We start from the raw sequence: 998 nt of genomic DNA, 5'->3' as shown, positions 1-998 counted from the left end.
TGCGACGGCACCGAGTTCCCCGCCGAGCTGACCAAGACCGGCGCCAAGATCTACTCCACCTACTACACCACCCGTAAGGACAACGCCTGGGCCAAGGCCAATCCGGACGAGGTGCAGCAGTGCTACATCATGACCGGGTTCCACACCGCCACCGGCGGCATGCTGAGCATCCCCCTGATGAAGGGCATCAGCCCGGAACTGATGCAGGTCAACGGCAACGACGATCCCGCCCGCTGGTGGGAGGTCATGGACCGCACCACCGGCCAGCCGGTTCCCACCACCGAGTGGAGCTACAACGCCGCCACCGGCTGTGTGGACATTCCCGCCCCGGCCGCGTTCCATGAGTACACCGTCAGCTTCCTGGCCTACCTGATCTGGGACCCCGTCCATATGTACAACGCCGTGATCAACGACTGGCAGGACGTGGAGCACCAGATCACCTTCGACGTGCGCCAGCCCAAGACCCACAAGTTCACCATGGAGCGTCTGCGCAAGTTCATTGCCGACCATCCCTACGTGAACGTGATCCGCTACACCACCTTCTTCCATCAGTTCACCCTGATGTTCGACGAGCTGAAGCGTGAGAAGTACGTGGACTGGTACGGCTACTCTGCCTCTGTGTCCCCCTACATCCTGGAGCAGTTCGAAAAGGAAGTGGGCTACAAGTTCCGTCCTGAGTACATCATCGACCAGGGCTACTACAACAACCAGTACCGTGTGCCCAGCAAGGAGTTCCGTGACTTCATGGCCTTCCAGCGCCGTGAGGTGGCCAAGCTGGCCAAGGAGATGGTGGACATCACCCACGAGCTGGGCTGCGAAGCCATGATGTTCCTGGGCGACCACTGGATCGGCACCGAGCCCTTCATGCCCGAGTTCGCCACCATCGGCATCGACGCGGTGGTGGGCAGCGTGGGCAACGGCTCCACCCTGCGCCTGATCAGCGACATCCCCGGCGTCAAGTACACCGAGGGCCGCTTCCTGCCCTACTTCTTCCCCGA

1 protein-coding gene is annotated in these 998 nt (G+C 61.8%); it reads left to right on the top strand.

Going from position 1 to position 998, the window contains the following annotated elements; all coding sequences use genetic code 11:
* Window positions 1-998 (top strand): 1,3-beta-galactosyl-N-acetylhexosamine phosphorylase N-terminal domain-containing protein (locus B5E65_RS15895; protein ID WP_275532889.1); only part of this gene is annotated, 998 nt, incomplete at both ends.

It is taken from the genome of Gemmiger sp. An120 (genome assembly GCF_002160955.1).
GTDB lineage: Bacteria > Bacillota > Clostridia > Oscillospirales > Ruminococcaceae > Gemmiger_A > Gemmiger_A avium.
The sequence above is the reverse complement of the archived record's forward strand: the minus strand, read 5'-3'. Positions and strand labels throughout refer to the sequence as shown.